Origin of the sequence: Flavobacterium aurantiibacter, assembly GCF_002251775.1 — a bacterium.
Lineage (GTDB): Bacteria > Bacteroidota > Bacteroidia > Flavobacteriales > Flavobacteriaceae > Flavobacterium > Flavobacterium aurantiibacter.
This window is the reverse complement of the sequence record NZ_NOXX01000202.1, coordinates 1-16,610: the sequence shown is the minus strand read 5'-3', so window position 1 is coordinate 16,610 and position 16,610 is coordinate 1. Positions and strand designations below refer to the sequence as shown.

Sequence of the window (16,610 nt, the reverse complement as noted above, 5' to 3'; positions counted from 1 at the left end):
AAAAAAATCGGAAAACAAAAATGCCTTCCGATTTCATAAAAACTTCGCTCTTACTTGAAATACGAAAACTGTTCTTTCGATTCGATTCTTTGCAAAGACTCGAAAATGAGCTTCACAACATTCTCGACATCATGCTTGTGCACCATCTCAACTGTAGTGTGCATGTAGCGCAACGGTAAAGAAATAAGCGCCGAAACCACTCCCCCATTGCTGTAGGCAAAAGCATCGGTATCCGTTCCGGTAACGCGCGACGACGCCAAACGTTGAAAAGGAATTTCCTTCTCCTGTGCTGCGTTTACAATAAGATCGCGTAGGCGATTTTGCACGGCAGGTGCGTACGTAATTACCGGACCGCGGCCAATTTTTACATCGCCTTCAATTTTTTTATTGATCATCGGCGTAGTTGTATCGTGACACACATCGGTAACAATCGCAATATCAGGTTTAATCGTATTGGTAATCATCTCTGCTCCGCGCAACCCTACTTCCTCTTGCACGGCGTTTACTATATATAAAGAGTACGGAAGTTCAACTTGATTTTCTTTTAGCAGGCGAGCTACCTCGGCAATCATCACACCACCCATCCGATTATCGATCGCGCGGCAAACGTATTTGTTTTCGTTGAGCACCGTAAACGCATCGGGATACGTAATAACGCAACCTACATGAACACCTTTTGCCTCCACCTCGGCTTTGGTTTCGCAACCGATATCGATAAACAAATTGTCGATTTTCGCCGCTTCTTCTTTGTCGCGATTACGTGTATGAATCGCTGGCCAACCAAAAACGCCTTCTACAATTCCGTTTGCAGTGTGTATATGAACCCGTTTTGAAGGCGCAATTTGATGATCGCTACCGCCGTTTCGTATCACGTAAATTAAACCGTCATCGGTTATGTAATTCACATACCACGAAATCTCGTCGGAATGCCCTTCAATAACGACTTTTAAAGGCTTTCCCGGATTCACGACGGCAACGGCGGTACCATAAATATCTGTAAAAATGTCATCTACATAAGGTCTGATGTAATCCATCCAAATTTTTTGACCTTCTGATTCGTAACCTGTTGGCGACGGATTATTGAGATACTTCTCAATAAATAACTCTGACTTTTCGTTTAAAATTGACATAATTTTGTTTTAAGACCTGCGAATTTAAAAATTTGGCACTACACTTGCTTATCCGTTTTCAACCAATTAACTAAAACATGAGGTGGAATTTATTTTTTGTTTTGCTTTTATCGGGAACAACAGCGGTTTTTGCCCAGGAAGATCCGCGCGACGCCTATTTGAATACGCCGGATAGCTTGAACATTCCGATAGAGTTGGAAGAAGTAGTAATTAACCCTAACGAAGTAACAGTCGACGCTGAGGCGGTTAAAATATACAATCGTTTACAGCGACGTGTTTACAAAGTTTATCCGTACGCCAAAGCTACTTCGGCTACCTTACTTTCGCTGAATGAAGGAATGTCTAAAATGAAAACGGCTCGTGAGCGTAGAAAATACTTCAAGATTGTGGAAGATTACATGCAAAAGCAATTTGAACCGCAGTTAAAAAAATTGAGTCGTAAAGACGGGCAAATTCTGGTAAAACTCATTCACAGACAAACCGGACAAACTACATTCGACTTAATCAAAGAATACAAAAGTGGCTGGAAAGCTTTTTGGTCGAACAACACCGCGCGTATGTTCGACATTAATCTCAAAACCAAATACGCACCTTACGAAGTTAACGAAGACTATTTAATCGAAACGATCATTGTTCGTGGAGTGAAAGCAAAACGACTCGACCCACAAGAACCAAAAGTGGTTGTTAACTACGACGATTTATCGGCATATTGGATAAAGAAACTACGTGCCGAAAGAAAAAAGAAAACTTAAAGTGCCATGCGAAACAATTTACTTTTTAAAGTGTATCGCGGCATTCGTATTGTATTTTTGAGTTTGTTAGCTTTCGTCGGTTTATATCTGTTTTTAGCTGCTACAATCGGTTATATTACCATTTCGGGCGATGAAACAACCGAACCCAAAACCATTGAAATTTATTTGCAAACAAACGGCGTACACAGTGAATTGGTTTTGCCGGTTAAAAATCAGGTGTTCGACTGGAACGGTTTCTTAGATAAAAATCTGATTCGTGCTAAAAACACATACTATCCCTGGGTGGCCATTGGCTGGGGGAACCGCGAGTTCTATTTGGAAACGCCTACTTGGTCGGATTTAAGACTATCTACTGCAATTAAAGCGGCATCTGGATTTAACGAAACGGCGGTTCATGTGAACTACTATCAAAACAGAATAGAACACGAAACTTGCAAGAAAATAGTATTGAGCGATACGCAATACCGGCAGTTAGTTACTCATTATCTCGCTTGTTTTCAACAAAATGAATCTAAACCCATCGCTGTAGAAACAGGCATTCGCTACAACGACCGAGACGCCTTTTACGAATCAAATGGAAACTACAGTCTTTTTAAAACTTGTAATACGTTCACGAATCAGGCACTTGCAGCCGCGTCGGTTGAACACTGTTTGTGGACGCCCTTCGATTTCCATGTCATGCGGTTACAACCATAAAAAAACCGCCTCGTGGGCGGTCTTCCAACATAATTAAGATAACTAATTCAATAATTTCGTCGGGATTTTAACCGTTTTCGCAGGTTCGGCTACCGAAATATACTTAGGTAGTTGCGCCTCGGTAACTTGCATATCTTCGGCAATTTGCTCATCGATTGTTTTTTCTGCTCTCTTTAACCCGCTCAAATCCAAATCGGCTTCTCCAGAATTTTCAATTCGTATAGAATCTGAAACTCCGTTTAAATACGCGTTCGAAGTTGTGCTAGCGTTTGCAGTAAAAACGGTACTTGCAAATAAAACTGCTGAAAGGATGTTAATTGTTTTCATGATGATTGATTTAATTGATGATTTATATGAGTAAGACGACGCAGCTTCTTGTTTGTTACCGTTTTAACAATTTTTTATGCACAGTGCGGTTTTTCATTGCAGAAAATCGGTCGAACAGGCAATTTGACTAAGAATTTTCTTTCTGATTTGGGGGTGCCGGCGCTGTGGTGGCTTCGCCGCGTTGTTGTGGCGCCGTCGCGTGCTACACTATATCTATTAGGCGAAAACAACGGATGGAAATATGGGTATCGCCTAATAGGATGCCGTTGCGCCCGCTCACCCGGGAAACGAGTATTAAGATTGAAGTATTAAGTATTAAGATGGGAGTATTAAGTATTAAGATGGGAGTATTAAGTATTAAGATTGAAGTATTAAGATTGGAGTATTAAGACAGAAGGAGTTTTGAAAGATGTGCTACACTTAGTACAAACAGCGAAACACAGACTAAACTTCTTAAATCCATTTTATAGCTATTAAAATTCTAGCAAATCGATTTTTCAGAAAGTAATTAAAACAAAAAAAGGTCTTCGAACAATCGAAAACCTTTTGGATTTTGGGTGGCTGATGGGGCTCGAACCCACGACCCTCGGCACCACAAACCGATGCTCTGACCAACTGAGCTACAACCACCGTTTTAATCGGCTGCAAAGATAAAACAAAAATTTGCTTTTAAACAACTGCCGTTTTAAAAAAATTACTTTAAATCGGTCAATAAATTCGTAAGCGGGTAACGTTCAACGGTAAAGCCTTCTGCAAATTCAACATTTGTGAGTCGGCCCAGATTCCGCGCACGGTAATCTAAGTTCTCTAAAAAGTTTTGTGTAGCAATGGGTGTTACCGGTTCTTTGCTATTTGGATCGAAGAATTGTGTGCGATACGCTAAAATTGCTTCTTTCCTAATTTGCTCATATCCAGTAATATCTACAACTACCTGCGGCGTGATATCATTCCACTGGATGTAGTGATAAACCAATTCCGGACGATGCGCAGCTTGAAAACTACCGTCGACTTCCGTTTCAATGCGCCGCAAGCCCGAAAGAAAACAAGCATCCGAAACCAAACTACTGCCTTTTCCATGATCAATATGACGATCGGAAGTGGCATTACAAATCACGATTCGCGGTCGGTACTTACGAATTACTTTAATGACCTCAAGCTGATGCGCTTCATCGTTGACAAAAAAACCATCTCGAAATCTCAAGTTCTCACGTACTTGAACACCCAGAATTTTTGCGGCTGCTGCGGCTTCTGCATCACGTATTTCCGCACTTCCTCGGGTACCAAGTTCCCCACGAGTTAAATCCACAATTCCCACTTTTTTTCCATGAGCTATTTCTTTCGCTAATGTGCCTGCACAGCCCAATTCAACATCGTCTGGATGTGCGCCAAAAGCTAAAATATCGAGTTGTATATCGTTCATATAATATAAATTAGATGTCATTCAGCGCATAAGCATCTCGCTAAATCAACTATTATTGGCAACTAAAATACGTTTAATCGTTTTGAATTTTTGTTCGGTTTCTTCAAACTCGGCTGGCGGATTGCTGTCGGCCACAATACCACAACCCGCGTAAAGAGTTGTTTGCTGATCACGATAATTCATACAGCGTAAATTTACGTACAAGCGCGCATTAATCTTGTTTTGCTGTACGCCATTGACAACGCCAACAACGCCTGTATAAAACGACCGATCGTACTTTTCGATTTCTGAAATCGCTTGAAAAGCCTTTTGTTGCGGGAGTCCACACACAGCTGGTGTCGGATGCAAAGCCGCAATTAACTGATTTAGCGTTGCGTGTTCCAGCAACCTACCACTAATTATGGTTTGCAAATGAATTAAGTTTCCTGCTTGTATTTCAGTTCTGTCGGAAACGCGAACACGATAAACCAAATCGGCAAGCTTCGACGAAATAAACTGTGTAACGAACTCCTGTTCTCTAAACTCTTTATCTAAAAATGGCTGGTAATCTGTTGCGAATCGGGTTCCGGCGAGCGACATAGAAGTAGCAGTTCCATCGGAAACTTCACAAAACAATTCGGGCGACGCACCCATCCAAAAACCAATTTCCGCAGTGTAAAACAAGTAGCAAAACGCTGCGGGATAGGTCAAACACATGTGAATGTACGAGTCAATGAGGTTTAAATCAATTTCCGTACTTACTTTCCGCGAAAGCACTATTTTAGTTAATCTTCCTTCTGCAATACGCTGTATTCCTTGCTCAACTTGCGTTTCAAATACCGATCGATCTTCGGAAGTAAACGCGATATCAGCAACGGAAAAAGCGACAGATTCCAATTCAAATTTTCGCACCAAACTGGTATCGAACAGATACACCGAATTCGAATCCGGAGCAAATCGTTGGAAATAAAAAGCTGCCTTTTCGTCTGAAAAACAATCGTTCTGTTTCATATTTGAAACGAATGAAATGCTGCTTTCCTTCGGATAACGCCAAAATGCAAAATTCTCTTTAGTGGCAATTACTTCCTGAAAACAATCGATTAACGGCTGGTTGATCATCGTTTGGGAAGTATCATATTGGTGAGTTTACAGAGCGAAATGAGTCGGTTTTTTTCGTCGGTAATTCGAATTTCCCACAGATGTACGCTTTTTCCTTGGTGTACGATACGAGCCGTTCCCGTAACAACACCTTCGCGAATGCTTCGAACGTGATTTGCCGATATTTCGATGCCGCGCACCTCTTGTTTATCCGGATTCACTAATATTAGCGATGCTGCGCTGCCCACACTTTCTGCCAAAGCAACCATAGCTCCGCCGTGCAAAAGTCCCATGGGCTGATGTACACGAGAATTAACCGGCATCGTTGCCGTTAAAAAATCCGGACCGGCATCAGTGTACACAATATCTAATGTTCTCATCAAAGTTTTTTCCGAAATCTTGTTACACATTTCCAGAAAATACTGTTTGTCGAATTCCATATCACGAAAAATTTTCGGCAAAAATACAATTACTTTCGCGGTTGTGCGTTGGAGATTGTGTACTAAACAAATGATAAAAATCTTACTTTTACTTAAATTTTTGAATTGATGCGTAAATCGTTATTCGCCTGTTTCGTTGTATTTCCCCTACTTTTTTTGTCTTGTAGAACCGATTTTGACTTTGTAGTTAAAACCGGAACACTAGGTTTTTCAAAAGATACCGTTTACCTCGACACGGTATTCAGCAGTATCAGTACCAGTACCTACACGCTGAAAGTTTATAACCGCAGCGATGAAAACATACTAATTCCACAAGTTAAATTAGCGAAAGAAAATGCCAGCAAATACCGCATTATGGTGGATGGTATGACTGGAATAGACAGCGATAACAGCGGCATTGGCGACGGTAAAGTTTTTGAAAATGTAGAACTGCTCGCTAAAGATTCGATGTTCATTTTCATAGAAGCCACTGCCGATATCAACGACGCCAATCCGGCCGACTTCCTGTATACCGACGAGATTTTATTCGGTACACCCAATAATTATCAAAAAGTAAATTTGGTGACGCTCATTCAGGATGCGTATTTTATTTACCCAAATCGTGAGAATGGTATTGTTGAAGGTGTAGATTTTGGCTTCGACGCCGACGGAAATGTCACGCAGGTTCAAGGACGAAATTTATCCGAAAATCACCCGATTAACGGAAACGAATTGGTGATGACCAACGAAAAACCTTACGTTATTTATGGTTATGCCTCGGTTCCTGTCGGAAAAACACTGACAATAAATCCCGGTGCTCGTTTGCATTTCCACGCACAAAGTGGCATGATTGTTCAAGAAAACGCAACGTTAAAAATTAATGGTGCCTTGTCCAATACCGAAGCGCTAGAAAATGAAGTTATTTTCGAAGGCGACCGTCTGGAACCTTTTTACAGCGATATCGCCGGTCAGTGGGGATTCATTTATTTCCGCGACAATTCTAAAGATCACGAAATCAATCACCTGACTTTAAAAAATGCAATCGTCGGTTTCCTCGTGCAAAATAACGCCGGAACTCCAATGAAAATTCGCAATTCGCAGTTCTACAATTGTTCAAACGTGGGCTTATTAGCACGATTTGCCAATATTGAAGCTGAAAATTCGGTATGGAACAACGCCGGACAAGCAGCGGTAGCGCTCACTTTTGGCGGGTCGTACGACTTTAAACATTGTACCATAAACAATAATTTCCCCGAATCATCGCAAGCTGCACTTATCGTCAATAATTATTTTGAAGATAATGCGGGCACCGAAACAGCTTTCGATTTGAGTAAGTGCGATTTTACTAATTGCATCATTTATGGCTCTGGTGGAAAAAACATTCAGCTTGATAAATCTGATTTGAAACTGTTCAACTACAGTTTCACCAATAATTTAGTTCGTATTTCAGACGGCGATCCGTATTACAACAGCGCACTTTTTGACGTGCTTCGCAACCAACAAAACGGAAATATCAAAAACAGACAGCCCGGCTTTTTCAATCTGCGTAACAATCAGATGAATATCGACGAATCATCTCCGGCCATAAACGCAGGTACGCCAACGACTTTAGGGCAAGTTTCAACCGATATTTTAGGACGGCCGCGCCCAACACCTCCGAGTTTAAATCCGGATATGGGAGCCTATCAAAATGCCCCTTTTCCTGAAGATTAACCAATACCAATATGAAAAAACTACTTTTATGCAGCAGCTTACTTTTTTTAGCACTCACAGCTTGTAAAAAAGAGGATAAATCAGCAGCTAATGCAAGCGAAAAGGCTGCCGATACGCTTACTAAGAAAGTTGAAATACCTAAAGACTCGGCTGCCGTTGCCAAAATATGGATGGATTACGGTACACCAGGCGAGCCACACAAACGTTTAGCTGCCGACGTCGGGAAATGGAACGAAGAGTGTAAATTTTATTCGAAACCTGGCGCAGAACCAACGGTCATGAAAATGACAGTGGATATCAGTATGATTCACGGTGGCAGATATCAATATGCCAAACACAACGGTTCGTACTTTGGCATGCCGTTCGAAGGTACCGCAACCACCGGCTACGACAATGCATCGGGCAAGTACTTTTCGATTTGGACCGACAATATGGGAACTGGCATAACCTACGTAACAGGAACTTACAACGAGGCATCCAAAACCTACAACTACGCCGGCGAAATGAGCGATCCGTTAACTAAATCTATGAAAAAAATTCGTGAAACTGTTGAATTGGTAAACGCCGATAAGCAAGTTTTTACGAGCTACGACACCGACGAAAACGGAAAAGAATACAAAGCCATGGAAATTGTGATGACACGAGCGAAATAACACCCAAATAAATAGAATTCAGGATACGCTGGTTTTTACCGGCGTATTTTTTTGGCAACTGTCCGCCGCAATAAATCGTTATCCCAGAAAAATGTACAGCGGCGGCCACCGCGCTTTTCAAGTCAAGGTGCAACGGCAACAGCACGCACTGCTCGCGTTTTTGTAGCTTCCGTTGGTCGCTCCAAATTCGCTGCAGTGCTAGTGCTCTTGCCGCTGCACGCTTGCTTTTTCAATCGCTGTCGCGAAATGAAAGTACCAGAAATGAGTTCTAGTTTTTGAAATCTATAAACTTCGAAAATATGTTTAAGCGGTTATTCGTAAACAAACGTTCCGTATGGGCTACGAATCGTTAGTTTTTTCGCCTCGGAAACCTCTACTCTACCCACAATTTGTGCATCGACATCAAATGATTTTGAAATAGCAATAATTTGCGCTGCTACTTCTTCACTGCAATACAATTCCATACGATGCCCGCAATTAAAAACCTTGTACATTTCTTGCCAAGGCGTTTTAGATTCCTCTTGAATCATTTTAAAAAGTGGCGGAATTGGAAACAGATTATCTTTTACGATGTGTAAACGCTCTACAAAATGCAGCACTTTAGTTTGAGCACCACCGCTGCAATGCACCATTCCGTTGATGTTTTTACGTCCGATTTTCTCGAAAATAGCTTTAATGATGGGTGCGTAAGTTCGGGTTGGCGATAGCACGAGTTTTCCTGCGGTGGTATTAAGTTCGTCGATTTCGTTTGTCAGTTTTTGTGAACCGCTGTAAACGAGGTTTTCGGGTACTTCAGGATCAAAGGTTTCTGGATATTTTAAACCAATTTCCTTCGAAAATACGTCGTGACGCGCCGAGGTTAGTCCATTCGATCCCATTCCACCGTTATAGGATTGTTCGTAACTGGCTTTTCCAAAGCTTGCGAGACCTACAATAACGTTTCCTGCGGCAATGTTTCCGTTATCAATAACAGCTGTTTTTTTGATTCGTGCCGTTACGGTTGAATCTACGATTATGGTTCGAACTAAATCGCCCACATCGGCAGTTTCGCCACCAGTACTATGAAGGGTTACGCCGTGTTGCTGCAAATTTTGAATAAGTTCCTCAGTGCCGTTTATGATTGCCGCAATTACTTCACTTCCAATTTTGTTCTTATTCCGACCTATAGTCGACGACAACAGTATGTTATCTGTAACGCCCACACAAAGTAAATCGTCGAGATTCATGACGATAGCATCTTGGGCAATATCTTTCCAAACACTTATATCGTTGGTTTCTTTGTAATACGCGTAAGCCAAAGCCGATTTAGTTCCTGCGCCATCGGCATGCATAACGATACAATATTCGGGATCTTGGGTAAGGTAATCGGGAACTATTTTACAAAAAGCTTTCGGAAACAAGCCTTTATCGACATTTTTTATAGCTTGATGTACATCTTCTTTGTCGGCAGATACGCCTCTTTGAACGTATCGAGATCCGCTGGGTGAATTCATTGTGTTGTTGTTTCGCGCAAAAATAAGTCATAATTTAAAAATAGACTTAATCGAGGATGTTTTTAAGTTGAAATCTAAAAAACAAATTTTCTCCCATCCGATCTACTTCTAGAATGATAAATTCTTCATTTTTAGGTTTTAGCAATTTAGAAACTTGGTCCAGTGAAAGTTCTGAAGTTGATGTACCATTTACCTTGAGAATAACATCTCCGATATGTACACCGGCTCGCTCTGCGGGCGAGTCGCATCGAAGGTAACCGATTTCATAAGCAGGCCTGCGAATAAATCTATATTTTACATTAAGATTTTGACTGCCGAAATTAATTGTGAGCTTGGAATCATCATTGTAATTACTAGGCTGTATCGATATAAGTCGATCATCACCTCTTTGCAAATGAATTCCGCTCTTGTTATAGGAAAAGAAAATACTAAAAAATTTATTGGGCTTTAGATAAACCATGTTTTGTTGGTAGTCAAAGATGACTTGAAATCGACGTAAAATTTCACCTCCGATTGATCCACCTCTGTTAGAAATTAATTTTAAATTGTTGTAGAAGGTTGAGTCTGGATAAGCAACAACGACATTTTGAAGTGAGATGTTACCAAGAGAAACACTATCAACTCTTGAATACGAGCCGCGAACAATACCGCTAAATCCAATACCTAAAAAATCTTCAAAAACACCAACCGACGAATCTTCGAGCAGCTTTTTATTGGGAGAGAAGAACCATAAGGTTGAACTTAAACCAGAATCAATTAGAAATTTCGATATCGTTTCTTCACTAGTAGTCGATTCACGTACCAACGCATCAACATATGGCTTATTATCTTCTAATAAAATTGGAATTGCGGTAAAATCCTCGTCTCTAAATCTAGAACGAAAATAACTCGATTGATAAACTACTATTCTCTTCCTTTGGTAATCAATTTTTACAACATTGTTTTTGAAGAAGTTAGAACCTAAAATACCATTAACTTGAATCCCTAATGAAGCAATAAATCCGATATTTCGATTCAAAACAACAAACAGTACATGATTTTCAGAGGTTAAATTACCTACTTCAAGATAATTGCCTTTGGCTTTTAGACCACTTATAGGCTCCTCTAATCCAAATCCTTGCAACTTTATAGTTTCAACTTCATTGAGAATAACTTCCTTTTCATTTTGTAAATCAAGTAAAAGAGTTTCCTCAACACCTGTATCCAATAAAAAATTTAATGGAGTTCCATTTACTTTTACTTTGATAACAATAACATTATTAACTAAACGAAAAGGAATTGTACACTTTTTCGCGCCGCCGTTAATCGTAAAAAAAGACTGTCCAAAACAGGAAAAGTCAATTGCGGTTATGCTTAAGTAAACACAAAAAAACAATGCGCACTTACGATAAGACATTAGTTAATTTTTAATTTAAAGATACAATAGAAAGCTAAAAGTTGGTAGTTGTAGCGGAATTATTGCAATTTTGCATTTCAAATTTTTATATCACTATGCCAACAATTTCAGCGAAAGGTTTGTCTATGCCTGAATCACCAATTCGAAAATTGGTACCGTATTCCGAAAAAGCAAAAAAAGCAGGAACCAAAGTGTTTCATTTGAATATTGGTCAGCCTGATATAAAAACTCCCGAAGTTGCATTAAATGCAGTAAGAAATTTTGATTTTGAAATTTTAGAATACAGCCACTCTGCTGGTTTTGAATCGTATCGCACTAAGCTCGCGACCTACTACCGAACCCACGGATTGCCTGTAGAAGTCGCCGATATACTTATCACAACAGGAGGTTCGGAAGCGCTGCTTTTTGCGATGGGTGTAACGATGGACGCTGGTGATGAAATCATTATTCCTGAACCTTTCTATGCGAATTACAACGGCTTTTCAACGGCCAGTGGCGTTAAAGTAGTTCCGATTATTTCAGGAATTGAAACCGGATTTGCCTTACCTCCTATTGCCGATTTCGAAAAACGAATCACTTCAAAAACCAAGGCCATTTTAATCTGTAATCCTGGGAATCCAACCGGTTATTTGTATTCAAAAGAAGAACTCCTTCAATTGGCAGAGATCGTCAAGAAATACGATTTGTTTCTTATAGCCGACGAAGTATATCGCGAATTTATTTACGACGATCAACCTCATTTGTCCGTATTAAACATCGCGGGAATTGAACAAAACGCCATCATGATCGACTCGGTTTCAAAGCGATACAGCATGTGTGGTGCGCGAATCGGATGTATTGTTTCTAAGAACAAAGAAGTCATGCAAACTGCCATGAAATATGCACAAGCTCGTTTGAGTCCGCCGACGTTTGCACAGATTGCCAGCGAAGCCGCTTTAGACACACCACAATCGTACTTCGATGATGTTGTTGCAGAATACAAAGAACGACGCGACACTTTAGTAGAAGAACTGAGTAAAATAGCTGGTGTTCAAGTAGCTAAACCACGAGGTGCTTTTTATTGCATCGCAAAATTACCCGTTGCCGACGCCGATCACTTCGCGCAATGGCTGTTAGAATCGTATTCGTACAACGGTGCTACTGTAATGGTGGCTCCAGCTGCCGGATTTTACAGTACACCAAATGTTGGCAAAGACGAAGTGCGTATTGCTTACGTTTTGAAAAAAGCAGATTTAATTCAGGCAGTTGAAATTCTTAAAAACGCACTCGAAGCATATCCGGGAAAATAAAACAATAAAGTTTACTCATTGGCAAACGCTATCGCTTTAAAACGGTAGCGTTTTTCTTTTCCAGGAATCAGTGTAACATTTCCCGAAATACCGTCTAAAGTAGCTTCACTTTCCCAAGAACCTTGCGTAATCTTAAAAATAAATGGCGCTTGTACCTTGAGTTTGATACTTCGCTCTTTATCAGACAATCGATTCATTTTTATTGCCGCAGGATTCCAATTCCCAACTGCATTTTGATTGCCCGTAATGTATAACTCTGCTTTCGGATTCGAAACTTCTACCACCACTTCCACTTCTACGAAAGTGTCGGACAATTGTGCCTGCTGCCGATCGTAAACCTTTTTGAAATAAGTATCTAAAGCATCCGTCAAAGCAGGTAAAGCCGAACTAAAATGATTGCTTTCAGGAAACGTAGCCAACTTTACAAAAAAATTCTTACTTCCCTGAAGCGAATCAAAAAGCATAAAACTCTCATCTACAGCTGGCTTCCATTCTGGAAACGAAACAGCTTCGTTAGCGAAACTCAAATAAAAATACTTGTAGGGCTTAATTGTCGAAAAATCAAATTGTTTTAGTTCGCGAATTAAGCGGTTGGCATCGTAAGCTAAATTAGGCGACATCAACACGTAGTTATCGAAAGTGTCGGGATTTTTTAAAAACGAATACACCAGAAAAGACGCGCCCAGCGAGTGTCCGATTGCACTACGACGACTTAAAACACGGTAGTTTTCTTGCATATACGAAAACACTTCTTGGGTGACAAACTGGAAAAATTTATCGGCATTTCCACAGTATTTTCCATAAGCTTGACGCGCTTCATCAGTTTGCATTTCCGGTAAAAATCGTTTCTTCTTGAATAATCGAGGCCTTCGTTATAGGGCGAGGTAATTCCGACGACAATAAATTGTTTACTAGAACTCGACAAGAAACTAATCGACGAATGTACTAGATCAAAAAATTCGCGTGTATGGGCATCAAAAACGAAAATTACTTCGTACTGTGTCAAATAATTTTCCTTGTATGACTGAGGCGTATAAATTAAAATTTCTCGATTTTGCAGCAATGTTTTCGATGATAAAACGATTTGTTTTACCTCGGCTAATTCTTGAGCAAATAGTCCAAATATTGAAAAAAGAACGAGAAATAGAGAAGTATAAACTTTCATAGATCATCAATTATTTTAACCAATTATTTAAAGCAGTTATAAAACGCGAACGTTGATCGATAAAAACGTAATGCGAGCAAGAATCCCAATACAGCAACTGATCCGAACCAAGCAATTGTTGCAGTTGCGCAACTTGTTCGGCACTGTACAAACCGTCGTCTTTACCATAAATTCCTCTTACGATAACGCCCGATTTCAACAAATTTTCGATTGTTGAAATGAGATTCAAAGTAGTGTATTTTTCGTGTTTCCAAAATCCTTGAGGTGCTTCATAACTCATTTTAGACGCGTATTTCTTAAGCGTCGCATCCGTTCCAAAAAGAGAATACAATTGCTGTGCTTCGCTAGTTGGCTGCTTAGGCGAATAAAAATTGTTTTGCATAGCATGATAAAAACAATACGAACTGTATTCAATTCCCGCGGCGTCCATACGCTCTAAAGCATTAATATACTGCAAATTAACATTATCGTTTTTCGCTTGATACATACTTTTACAGCTCTTAATGATTGTTTTAAAAGTTTTTTGCAACGAAACCGGAGCACCCAGTAAAACAATGTTCTTTACTTGCTGCGGATTGCGAGCGGCGAAAAGCGTTGCAACAATGCCTCCAAAACTGTGTCCGAGAAGTGTGGGTTGCTTTACCTGATATTTTTCGATAATCGCAGATAAATCAGAAAAAGTTTCTTCGAAAGTAAATGAAGCCGGCACGTTGGCACTTCGCCCCTCGCCTCGACGATCGTAAACTACAACAAAAAAGCCGCTTTGCGCAAGGGCTTCGGCAGTAATTACCTCAAAATTTGCCGAATTATAGCCCGGTCCTCCGTGAAGAAAAACCACCGCCGGATCTGTTTGTTTGCCAAAAGATTTGGAATAAAGTTCTTGCGAAAACGACAAAAAAGGGAACAAAATCAGATAAAAGCAATGAATATACTTTTGCATGCTGCTTTTTCAAGCAAGATACAAAATTGATTTATTTTCTATAAAAGCAAAAAAACCGAGCACGTTTATAGTACCCGGTTTTAGTCAATAAAAACAATCTTTAGTAAAAAACTTACACTGTGGTTACTATTTTGTCGGTGGCCACGCGCGACTTTGGTTTTACGCTCGGCTGATTGCTGTCGTCTTCGGCTCTAAAACCCAAAGCAACAGCAACTAAGGCATGATACTTGTCATGTCCTAAAATCTGGTTATACTTCTCAGATTCAATACCTTCCATCGGTGTTGCATCAATAGCAAGTTGCGAACAAGCACTAAGTAAAACACCCAAAGCCAAGTACACCTGCTTGTCGAACCACGCTTTAATCTCAGCTTCTGGCAAAGGCTTAATCATGTTGTTGTAATACGCTACGGCACCTTCCGGCAAATTTTCCTGTATTTGCTTTTCAAAAAAACTGATGTCGTTAATTCTGCTAAAAACCACTACGGTGTCCGAATCCAAAACTTTCTTATCGTTAAACAACGAAGCGGTCGCCAGCTGTTGTTTTGTGCTTTCGTCGGAAACAAAAGTGAAATGCCACGGCTGACTATTAATTGAAGACGGACTTAAGCGCACGGCTTGTTTCAATTCATCCAAAATAGCTGGATTTATCTTTCGGGAAGAATCGTATTTCTTAGTTGTGTATCTTTTTTGAAAATGCTCGATAAATGAACTCATCTTTTTAGTATTTTTGAACTATAATTATTATAGCAACAAAATTAAGTATAGTAGAAATACTACACAAGTACGGTCTAAAAGTATAGTATTAAAAAAGTGTATTATGTTGACATTCAACAACAAAGATTATCCCTGTTGTACAAGTATCACGATGGATATCATCGGTGGAAAGTGGAAAAGCGTCATTTTATATCATTTAAAATCGGGAACGCTTCGTTATAACGAACTTCGCAGCAGCATGCCACAAATAACCGAGCGTACTTTAAGTTTACAGCTAAAAGATTTGGAAGCCGATGGTATTGTAAAGAGAACGGTATATACGACAAAACCTCCGTTACGTGTTGAGTATTCGTTAACCGATTTCGGGAAGACCTTATTACCGTTGCTTGACGCGATTGCAAGTTGGGGCGATTTCGCGGCACGTTCCCAGAACAATAGCAATTCTCCCGCTACTTAGGATTCGTAAAATTCAATCGGAAGTTTATCGGGATCACTTATAAATGTGAATTTCTTTCCCGTATACGGATCTATGCGCAGCGGTTCGGCACTTACGTGGAAACGCGAAAGGTGCTCCATGACGACTTTTATATCGGCAACTTCGAAAGCCAAATGCCGCAATCCGCATGCTTCTGGGAACGATTTTCGTTCGGGCGGATTGGGAAAGGAAAATAACTCCATAACGTATTGTCCGTTTAATGCCAAATCCAACTTATACGAATGGCGTTCCTGGCGATAAACTTCTTGAATAACTTCTAAGCCCAGTATTTCGGTATAAAATTTCTTAGATATCGCATAATCGGAACAAATTACCGCAACGTGATGAATTGATTTTAACATGAACTGTTATTTACTTATAAAACATTTTTGAGTACTCGAGAACAAACACTTTCCTACAAAGAACCGACAGCTGAATTCCAATTGCAAGTTTTCTTTTAAATAAGTTACATCCTAAGATAAGATTTGAAATTATTACGAGTTAAGTTAGTTATGAAAAACGTTCGATTTAACAAAAACTACTTCGCTTGGGCAGTCTTGCTTTTTTTTGTAGAAGTTGTAATTGCCTTATTTGTTCACGATAAATTTATAAGACCATATGTAGGTGATGTACTTGTGGTTATACTGATTTATTGCGCCTTGAAATCGGTTTTTGCTGTTTCGAAATTGAAAACTGCCGTCGGCGTTTTGCTATTTGCCTTTGCTGTTGAAACAACCCAATATCTTGGATTAATTTTTTCATTGGGTTGGGAACATTCGGCTTTAGCCGGAGCAATACTAGGAACCTCGTTTGCTTGGGAAGACATTTGGGCCTATATCATTGGATTTCTGATTATTGTCTTTGCAGAAAAGTATCTGAATGCTGAACATCAAAATTCCCAAAACAGTTTAGTACACGACAAAAAACATAATTGATTAAAAATCAATAAA

General features: G+C 39.9%; 18 protein-coding genes and 1 tRNA gene. 7 read left to right on the top strand and 12 right to left on the bottom strand.

The features are described from left to right. Window positions 1–50: 50 nt before the first annotated feature. Window positions 51–1,130: a M42 family metallopeptidase gene (locus CHX27_RS09825; RefSeq protein ID WP_094486603.1), complete on the bottom strand. Its 1,080-nt coding sequence runs from the start codon at window positions 1,128–1,130 to the stop codon at window positions 51–53. Window positions 1,131–1,207: 77 nt separating this feature from the next. Here CHX27_RS09825 and CHX27_RS09820 point away from each other — a divergent pair, with 77 nt between their 5' ends. Both CHX27_RS09820 and CHX27_RS09815 read left to right on the top strand, forming a co-directional pair. After that, complete coding sequence (locus CHX27_RS09820) at window positions 1,208–1,882, top strand: DUF4294 domain-containing protein (protein WP_094486602.1); 675 nt, start codon at window positions 1,208–1,210, stop codon at window positions 1,880–1,882. Window positions 1,883–1,888: 6 nt separating this feature from the next. Beyond that, window positions 1,889–2,578, top strand: coding sequence for a TIGR02117 family protein (locus CHX27_RS09815; RefSeq protein WP_094486601.1), 690 nt, complete (start codon window positions 1,889–1,891; stop codon window positions 2,576–2,578). Window positions 2,579–2,620: 42 nt separating this feature from the next. On the opposite strand, the gene CHX27_RS09810 is transcribed toward CHX27_RS09815, so the two are convergent. The 5 genes from CHX27_RS09810 to CHX27_RS09790 all read right to left on the bottom strand — a co-directional run bounded on the left by CHX27_RS09810 (window position 2,621) and on the right by CHX27_RS09790 (window position 5,842). Beyond that, window positions 2,621–2,905: a hypothetical protein gene (locus CHX27_RS09810; RefSeq protein WP_094486600.1), complete on the bottom strand. Its 285-nt coding sequence runs from the start codon at window positions 2,903–2,905 to the stop codon at window positions 2,621–2,623. Between the two features lie 556 nt (window positions 2,906–3,461). Continuing rightward, window positions 3,462–3,535 (bottom strand) — tRNA-His (locus CHX27_RS09805). Window positions 3,536–3,599: 64 nt separating this feature from the next. Further along, entirely contained in the window at window positions 3,600–4,316 is a 717-nt protein-coding gene (bshB1, locus tag CHX27_RS09800) for a bacillithiol biosynthesis deacetylase BshB1 (RefSeq protein WP_094486620.1), read from the bottom strand. A gap of 54 nt (window positions 4,317–4,370) precedes the next feature. Continuing rightward, window positions 4,371–5,423, bottom strand: a complete 1,053-nt coding sequence (locus tag CHX27_RS09795) for a chorismate-binding protein (protein WP_094486599.1) — start codon at window positions 5,421–5,423, stop codon at window positions 4,371–4,373. Then, entirely contained in the window at window positions 5,420–5,842 is a 423-nt protein-coding gene (locus CHX27_RS09790) for a hotdog fold thioesterase (RefSeq protein WP_094486598.1), read from the bottom strand. Before CHX27_RS09790 ends, CHX27_RS09795 begins: the two co-directional genes overlap by 4 nt. A gap of 108 nt (window positions 5,843–5,950) precedes the next feature. On the opposite strand from CHX27_RS09790, the gene CHX27_RS09785 reads away from it, so the two are divergent. Together CHX27_RS09785 and CHX27_RS09780 are read left to right on the top strand one after the other, a co-directional pair. Next, window positions 5,951–7,534 (top strand): choice-of-anchor Q domain-containing protein, encoded by a 1,584-nt coding sequence (locus CHX27_RS09785; protein WP_094486597.1) that lies wholly within the window; start codon window positions 5,951–5,953, stop codon window positions 7,532–7,534. Window positions 7,535–7,545: 11 nt separating this feature from the next. Next, window positions 7,546–8,187, top strand: a complete 642-nt coding sequence (locus CHX27_RS09780) for a DUF1579 domain-containing protein (RefSeq protein ID WP_094486596.1) — start codon at window positions 7,546–7,548, stop codon at window positions 8,185–8,187. A gap of 311 nt (window positions 8,188–8,498) precedes the next feature. On the opposite strand, the gene CHX27_RS09770 is transcribed toward CHX27_RS09780, so the two are convergent. Further along, a complete protein-coding gene (locus tag CHX27_RS09770; RefSeq protein WP_094486594.1) occupies window positions 8,499–9,680 on the bottom strand; it encodes an AIR synthase related protein in 1,182 nt (393 codons plus the stop codon). 46 nt (window positions 9,681–9,726) lie between these two features. Next, entirely contained in the window at window positions 9,727–11,076 is a 1,350-nt protein-coding gene (locus CHX27_RS09765; RefSeq protein WP_094486593.1) for an aspartyl protease family protein, read from the bottom strand. 95 nt (window positions 11,077–11,171) lie between these two features. On the opposite strand from CHX27_RS09765, the gene CHX27_RS09760 reads away from it, so the two are divergent. Continuing rightward, complete coding sequence (locus tag CHX27_RS09760) at window positions 11,172–12,365, top strand: pyridoxal phosphate-dependent aminotransferase (protein ID WP_094486592.1); 1,194 nt, start codon at window positions 11,172–11,174, stop codon at window positions 12,363–12,365. Between the two features lie 11 nt (window positions 12,366–12,376). Here the strand turns inward: CHX27_RS09760 and CHX27_RS09755 are convergent, their stop codons facing one another. From CHX27_RS09755 to CHX27_RS09745, 3 genes are all read right to left on the bottom strand, one after another. Next, window positions 12,377–13,195: an alpha/beta hydrolase-fold protein gene (locus CHX27_RS09755; RefSeq protein ID WP_094486591.1), complete on the bottom strand. Its 819-nt coding sequence runs from the start codon at window positions 13,193–13,195 to the stop codon at window positions 12,377–12,379. A gap of 345 nt (window positions 13,196–13,540) precedes the next feature. Continuing rightward, the gene (locus CHX27_RS09750; protein WP_094486590.1) at window positions 13,541–14,470 is read right to left on the bottom strand and encodes an alpha/beta fold hydrolase; all 930 of its coding nucleotides are present in this window, start codon (window positions 14,468–14,470) and stop codon (window positions 13,541–13,543) included. A gap of 112 nt (window positions 14,471–14,582) precedes the next feature. Continuing rightward, entirely contained in the window at window positions 14,583–15,185 is a 603-nt protein-coding gene (locus tag CHX27_RS09745) for a nitroreductase family protein (protein WP_094486589.1), read from the bottom strand. 103 nt (window positions 15,186–15,288) lie between these two features. Here CHX27_RS09745 and CHX27_RS09740 point away from each other — a divergent pair, with 103 nt between their 5' ends. Then, complete coding sequence (locus CHX27_RS09740; protein WP_094486588.1) at window positions 15,289–15,642, top strand: winged helix-turn-helix transcriptional regulator; 354 nt, start codon at window positions 15,289–15,291, stop codon at window positions 15,640–15,642. Here the strand turns inward: CHX27_RS09740 and gloA2 are convergent. After that, window positions 15,639–16,022: an SMU1112c/YaeR family gloxylase I-like metalloprotein gene (gene gloA2, locus CHX27_RS09735; protein ID WP_094486587.1), complete on the bottom strand. Its 384-nt coding sequence runs from the start codon at window positions 16,020–16,022 to the stop codon at window positions 15,639–15,641. The genes CHX27_RS09740 and gloA2 overlap by 4 nt on opposite strands. Window positions 16,023–16,172: 150 nt before the next feature. On the opposite strand from gloA2, the gene CHX27_RS09730 reads away from it, so the two are divergent. Continuing rightward, window positions 16,173–16,595, top strand: coding sequence for a ribosomal maturation YjgA family protein (locus CHX27_RS09730; RefSeq protein ID WP_094486586.1), 423 nt, complete (start codon window positions 16,173–16,175; stop codon window positions 16,593–16,595). Window positions 16,596–16,610 lie beyond the last annotated feature (15 nt).

Coding starts and splice junctions, on each gene's coding strand:
- CHX27_RS09745 (WP_094486589.1), bottom strand. CDS start 15,185: ATGAGTTCATTTATCGAGCATTTTCAAAAAAGATACACAACTAAGAAA.
- CHX27_RS09740 (WP_094486588.1), top strand. CDS start 15,289: ATGTTGACATTCAACAACAAAGATTATCCCTGTTGTACAAGTATCACG.
- CHX27_RS09810 (WP_094486600.1), bottom strand. CDS start 2,905: ATGAAAACAATTAACATCCTTTCAGCAGTTTTATTTGCAAGTACCGTT.
- CHX27_RS09760 (WP_094486592.1), top strand. CDS start 11,172: ATGCCAACAATTTCAGCGAAAGGTTTGTCTATGCCTGAATCACCAATT.
- CHX27_RS09815 (WP_094486601.1), top strand. CDS start 1,889: ATGCGAAACAATTTACTTTTTAAAGTGTATCGCGGCATTCGTATTGTA.
- CHX27_RS09825 (WP_094486603.1), bottom strand. CDS start 1,130: ATGTCAATTTTAAACGAAAAGTCAGAGTTATTTATTGAGAAGTATCTC.
- CHX27_RS09765 (WP_094486593.1), bottom strand. CDS start 11,076: ATGTCTTATCGTAAGTGCGCATTGTTTTTTTGTGTTTACTTAAGCATA.
- CHX27_RS09770 (WP_094486594.1), bottom strand. CDS start 9,680: ATGAATTCACCCAGCGGATCTCGATACGTTCAAAGAGGCGTATCTGCC.
- CHX27_RS09780 (WP_094486596.1), top strand. CDS start 7,546: ATGAAAAAACTACTTTTATGCAGCAGCTTACTTTTTTTAGCACTCACA.
- CHX27_RS09795 (WP_094486599.1), bottom strand. CDS start 5,423: ATGATCAACCAGCCGTTAATCGATTGTTTTCAGGAAGTAATTGCCACT.
- CHX27_RS09785 (WP_094486597.1), top strand. CDS start 5,951: ATGCGTAAATCGTTATTCGCCTGTTTCGTTGTATTTCCCCTACTTTTT.
- CHX27_RS09755 (WP_094486591.1), bottom strand. CDS start 13,195: ATGCAAACTGATGAAGCGCGTCAAGCTTATGGAAAATACTGTGGAAAT.
- CHX27_RS09750 (WP_094486590.1), bottom strand. CDS start 14,470: ATGCAAAAGTATATTCATTGCTTTTATCTGATTTTGTTCCCTTTTTTG.
- CHX27_RS09790 (WP_094486598.1), bottom strand. CDS start 5,842: ATGGAATTCGACAAACAGTATTTTCTGGAAATGTGTAACAAGATTTCG.
- gloA2 (WP_094486587.1), bottom strand. CDS start 16,022: ATGTTAAAATCAATTCATCACGTTGCGGTAATTTGTTCCGATTATGCG.
- CHX27_RS09820 (WP_094486602.1), top strand. CDS start 1,208: ATGAGGTGGAATTTATTTTTTGTTTTGCTTTTATCGGGAACAACAGCG.
- CHX27_RS09730 (WP_094486586.1), top strand. CDS start 16,173: ATGAAAAACGTTCGATTTAACAAAAACTACTTCGCTTGGGCAGTCTTG.